Source organism: Ohtaekwangia sp. (assembly GCF_036786105.1).
In the GTDB taxonomy this organism is placed as follows: domain Bacteria; phylum Bacteroidota; class Bacteroidia; order Cytophagales; family Cyclobacteriaceae; genus Ohtaekwangia.
This window is the reverse complement of sequence record NZ_DAIQRQ010000027.1, coordinates 58,422-63,817: the sequence shown is the minus strand read 5'-3', so window position 1 is coordinate 63,817 and position 5,396 is coordinate 58,422. Positions and strand designations below refer to the sequence as shown.

The 5,396-nt window shown below is 39.4% G+C and carries 4 protein-coding genes; 1 reads left to right on the top strand and 3 read right to left on the bottom strand.

Annotated elements, in window-relative coordinates:
* Window position 1 precedes the first annotated feature (1 nt).
* The 3 genes from V7Q33_RS12960 to V7Q33_RS12950 form a co-directional block, all read right to left on the bottom strand.
* The gene (locus tag V7Q33_RS12960) at window positions 2-2,857 is read right to left on the bottom strand and encodes a polysaccharide deacetylase family protein (RefSeq protein ID WP_333820104.1); all 2,856 of its coding nucleotides are present in this window, start codon (window positions 2,855-2,857) and stop codon (window positions 2-4) included.
* Window positions 2,858-3,136: 279 nt separating this feature from the next.
* Entirely contained in the window at window positions 3,137-4,057 is a 921-nt protein-coding gene (locus V7Q33_RS12955) for an alpha/beta fold hydrolase (protein WP_333820103.1), read from the bottom strand.
* On the bottom strand, window positions 4,050-4,853 hold the full coding sequence (locus V7Q33_RS12950; protein WP_333820102.1) for an SDR family NAD(P)-dependent oxidoreductase: 804 nt from the start codon (window positions 4,851-4,853) through the stop codon (window positions 4,050-4,052). Before V7Q33_RS12950 ends, V7Q33_RS12955 begins: the two co-directional genes overlap by 8 nt.
* 87 nt (window positions 4,854-4,940) lie before the next feature.
* On the opposite strand from V7Q33_RS12950, the gene V7Q33_RS12945 reads away from it, so the two are divergent.
* Window positions 4,941-5,348, top strand: a complete 408-nt coding sequence (locus V7Q33_RS12945; RefSeq protein WP_333820101.1) for a winged helix-turn-helix transcriptional regulator — start codon at window positions 4,941-4,943, stop codon at window positions 5,346-5,348.
* Window positions 5,349-5,396: the final 48 nt, after the last annotated feature.

Sequence of the window (5,396 nt, the reverse complement as noted above, 5' to 3'; positions counted from 1 at the left end):
TTTAGTACACAATCAATTTTTGAATGAAGTTAGATCGTTCCGTTCTCACCTTTACAAGGTATATTCCTGCCTTGAGGCCTGTTTCCATTTTCAGCTCCGTAACACCATGGATAAAATTTTCATATAGCATTCTGCCCTGTGAATCGAATATATTAACCTTGGCATTTCTGACTAAATCGGGAAGAACAATGGTAAACCTTCCGTGATGAGCGGGGTTGGGGTAAATATTGATATTGCTTGCAACTACCTCTGCTGTGGGCTCTGTCCCAACAATCGTAGCTGGCATGTACGGCGAAAGGAAGCTTCCTCGAATCACATTCTTAGTAACTTCCGGCCCCTGCCATGCTACGGCCACGTTGTCTCCAGAACTGCTTTCTTTATGGAGCACTTCTACATAATATTTCTGTCCTGCAGTAAGACTCACTGCTGCCGATTGCTGTGTCGTGTACTTGCCCCACTCTCTGGGATTGGTAGAACTGTTAACAAATGCTATGCGTACAGCATTTTCAGGATTGTCATCTGTGCTTAAGTATAACTCAGCGGTATCATCACCTGCCACCCAGAATGTATAATTACCGCTGGTAGATGGGTGAAGGTATCCTCGTATCCTTGCTCCATAATTATCGGCCCAGTTCGTTGGTCCTTCCAGACTTGTGAGCTGTTCATTACCCGATGGATGATAAGGGTATTTGGCATTCGAAGTCAGGTTGCTAATACTTGCCCCACTTAAACCAGTCCAGTATTCTCTTAGGATTGTACCCGTACCGCCACCATTGCTTGCAGAAAGTTTCACGTTATCAATTCTAAGAGTTCCACTTCCACTTGCAGATCCTCCTATAGAGATGTTAAGCTCGGTAATTTTGCTGAAATCGACTCCAGTAAAAGAAGACAACGGTATTGAAAATGTAGTATAGTTAGCAACGGGTGGTAAATTTATAGATGTAGAGGATCCGGACGGATCAGTTAATGAAATGAAAGCATTTCCAGATCCTATTGGTCCTTTGTAAGAAAGCTGAAGGTTGTCGTAACCAGAAAAGTCTTTTGCCTGAGCAGGCGACCAATTGGATATATTCAATCCCATACCTGCCCACCCATTTGTAATATTATAGCTATACAGGTAATCTTTTATTCCTTCAATAGCTCCTGCATTTGATTGTTCTTCAAGTGTTCCACTTGCCCACGTACATCCTGCGCAAATCATAGAATTATTGTCGGTATAGATGTCAAGATATATCAAGTGTGGAGTAACTGTCAAAACAATGTTTGCTGTTGTTACATTGCCCATATTATCAGTTACAGAAACAATAATGCTTTTATTTCCAACAGCTGTTCCCTCGGGAACAGTATAACTGAGCGCATAGTTACCGCCTCCGCCTGCATTCATACTGATAGCGGGAGCTCCTCCGATAGAAGAAAGATCGATGCTTACAGAAGAGACGGATCCGTCATCGGTAGCTGCAACCGAAAAGATGACAGGCGTAGACGCGTTGTTAAAAACAGTAGAGGGAGAAACAGAACCTGAAATGACTGTACCGGAGGTTACATTCATTGATATGGTCGAAGTATTGGTGTTGCCGGAGTTATCTGTTGCAGTTACTGTTAAATTTTTAATGCCAGTAGAGGTTCCTGCTGGAAGATTGTGGGATAAAGTATAGTTGTTCCCTCCTGCAGATGTCATTGCAGTCTTTCCGCCCCCGATAGAAGAAAGGTCAATTTCAACTTTGCTGATAGAACCATCGTCTGTCGCAGTTACCGCAAAAGCAAGATTATTAGAAGTGCTGTTCGAAACGACTGAAGGCATTACAGTAGCAGATGAAATGACAATACCTGTACTTACTTTCAGAATTATTTGTCCTCCATCGGGAACCGCATGAAACATGATTGTATCATTCTTAATAGCATCTATAGTTAATGGATTTCCATTCTGAAGAACCTGATCGTAGTTAACGCCGTTCATTTTCAGTTTAATCGTTAACGGTAGGTTATAGAGTGCATTATCGCTAAGACCATCGGTTAAGCCAAGAACCCATTGAATACCATTAGGAGCCTGAATCTCTGAAAGGCTTGCAGATTTTTTTTCGCGGTGGTATTTAATCGCTTTCTCGAAAGTAGTAATCCAAACTTTATCTTTTACATAAACCAGGGTATCCAGTTGTTTCTTGAATACGGCCAGGTCTACTGGACCTGTTCCGCAGGAGGAGGCAGGATAGGTAGGGTTAACAATACAATGATATAGGTACGTTAACAAACCTCCTCCATGGATTACGTTATTTATCTGAGTATAAAACTTCTCGGTTGTAACGGCCCCATCCATTCCATAGGTTAAGATATTGTAATAGTCTGCATTGGTAGTTGCAAAATTATAGGTATAGTTTCCTGAAGCAGGCCATACACCCCTTGAGGCAATGTGACCGCTATTGATGACTGAATCTATTACAGCGTTGTTAAATGCCCCATAGGGATATGCGAATGTCGTTGTCGTTCTGCTTGTAACATTCTGATCTATCAAAGTTTTGGCGCCACGAATTTCATCTTGTTGTTGCGCGGGCGTAAGCTTTGTGAGATCAGGATGTGATTTGGAATGATTTGCTATTTCATTACCATAGCTTACTTCTGTTTGAAGTTGACTCCAATTGCTGACAGCATTCGTTGGTATAAAGAAGGTGGCATTGATATGACGGTTCTGCAATTCCGGAGTTACAAGATTATAATGTGCCGGACTCCAGTCATCAAAGGTCAGGACAACGGCTGCCTTTTTATCATTATCCCAGTTACATATCTTACCCTGAACCTGACCAAAGCTTGGCCTTACAAAAATGAAGGCAGAGAATATGAGAAGAATATTTTTGATGTACATATTTATTGGTATCTGTTTAGGTTGTATATAAAATACATTCTATCATAAATTGAGCACTTCATTTCGTCAATTATTGCCGAAATCATTTCTGAAAAATACAACTTAATGTGGGGTAAAGGTGCATTGAAGGTTCAGAAGAACTGTATGAGTTGTTTTTGGTAGTTATCAATTAGTCTCAATCAACTACCTAAAAAATCCAGATTATAAATGTGCTTAGCACTTCTGCATGTAGAATTATAGTCGTTGATTGAGATGCATGCGCACGGATAAAATTGTTTTTTATGGTTTTAGAAAGGCCAATGCATTTTTTACAAAATCGCTATGATATTGAAATATACTACCATGTCCTGCATCTTTATATATGATAAGTTGAGTGTTAGATATACACTTATTCAAATCAACTGTATTACTGGTCGGCACCATTCTGTCATTGTCGCCATTAACAACTAAGACAGGCTGCTTTATTACTGATAAATTTTGTGGCGCTTGCACCCCCCATGCATGTATAGCTTTCAGTTGCCTTTGAAAATTTCCAATCTTCATTTTTTCATCGCGATTTTCTTTACGCTCTTTCAACCGGCTTAAAAATTCTTTTGCAGACTTTTTGCCGTTTTCGTTTCTATTGAAGAAAAGATATGTCTTGGCATCTTTAAATGTCAGCAAGCCTCTGAGAATGTCCAGGTATGTAATCTTCGTAACGTTTTTAATTCCTTCACCACCAGCAGGACCAGTGCCCGCTATAATAGCTTTACGAACGAGCTCAGGCTCTTGAAGTAGTATTTCCTGTGATATAAAACCGCCTAATGAAAAGCCAATCAAATCGACTTTCTCATACCCTAAAGCATGAATAAATGCTCTTGCATCTTTTGCCATTTCGCTAATAGTTTTCGGCGTTTTTCCCTTAGTACCGCCCACACCTCGGTTATCAAAACAGATTACCTGGTATTGTGAAGCAATGCCATCTATAATACGAGGATCACAATTATCCATTGTAGCAGCTAAGTGATTCAGGAAGATTACAGGTACTCCAGAATTATTCTCACCAAGTTTTCTGTAATGGAAATCTGTTCCTCCTATATTAACCGTTTTAGTCTTTACAGTTTGAAAAATTACCATCGATTCTGCCTGATTATTAGTTTGTGAAAATGTTCTGCTAACCCAGACAAGGGAAAGGAAGAGGACAAGATTTATTTTATACATTTTTGTTGATTTGATTTAGGACTGAATTTTCAAATGTCTTGTATGAAAAATGTTGTAGCGCGAGTATTATTCCAGCGCCCTTGCCAACGGGATGATTAAACTTTGGATTTTTATCTTTTACCAGTGCGACTACGGTATTAATAACAGGAGTTGGCTCGGGCGCTTTATCAAAGAGATCCTTTGCGAACGATTCAATTTTTTTCCGGTACGAATCATAGCCGTCTATTTTACGTTCTGCAGTTACAGAACTGGTAATTATGTTAGTTTTGAATGCCATCGGTTCAACCATACATACCTTGATGTTAAATTCGTTTAGTTCAAATCGCAGTGATTTGAAGTAACCTTCCAATGCGTGTTTAGAAGCAGAATAGTATGCAGCATTTGGAAAGCTAAGTAGTCCCATAATTGAACCTACTGTAATAATTTTACCGAAGCGTTGTTTTCTGAAATAGGGGAGCAATTCGTTGGTAAGTTTGACTGTTCCCCAAAAGTTCGTTTCCAGTTGCTGTCGTCCTTGATCAATTGTTGTCTCTTCAGCAAGTCCAGATAAATAAACACCAGCATTGTTTATCAACACATCCAGCTGACTTATTTTATTGAACAGCCGCGTTGGGAAAGATTGAATTGAATTGTCATCTGCAATATCCAGTGACAATAATTTAAAGGGCAATAGCGACTGATGCTTTTCAGGATATCGGCTTGTGCCTATTACATGAAAGCCATTTTCATGGAGCTTGGTAGCGATGAGAAGTCCAAAGCCTGATGATGCTCCGGTAACTAAGATAGTTTGCTTCATTTTTATATGTTTTGTAATTTTACTTGCAAAATGCAAGTGCAAAAATATAAATTACTTGCAAAACACAAGTGAATTTTAACTTTTTTTATGAAGAAGCCCAAAAAACGCTCAGAATGCCCTGTTAGCTGCTCCCTTGATGTGTGGGGAGACAAGTGGTCATTGTTGGTTGTGCGAGACCTCATGTTCAAAAAGGAGTGCACATATGGAGACTTTTTGAAGTCTGATGAGAAAATTGCAACGAATATTCTAGCTGCAAGATTGCAGGTGCTAGAAGAGAATAAGATTATTGAAAAGCTTGATCATCCTGACAGTAAAGCAAAAGTATTATATAAGTTAACCCATAAAGGAATTGACTTGCTTCCGCTTATGATTGAAATAAATTTATGGGCTGAGAAGTATTACCCCATCCCTGACGACAGAAAGGCCTTGCTGGAAGAGGTGAAAAAGGATAAGGATGGATTTATTAAAGTGTGGACAAAGAGACTAGAGAGTTAGGTAATAATATTGTTGTAAAGAAAGCCTTGATTTTCAACAAATCCTGAA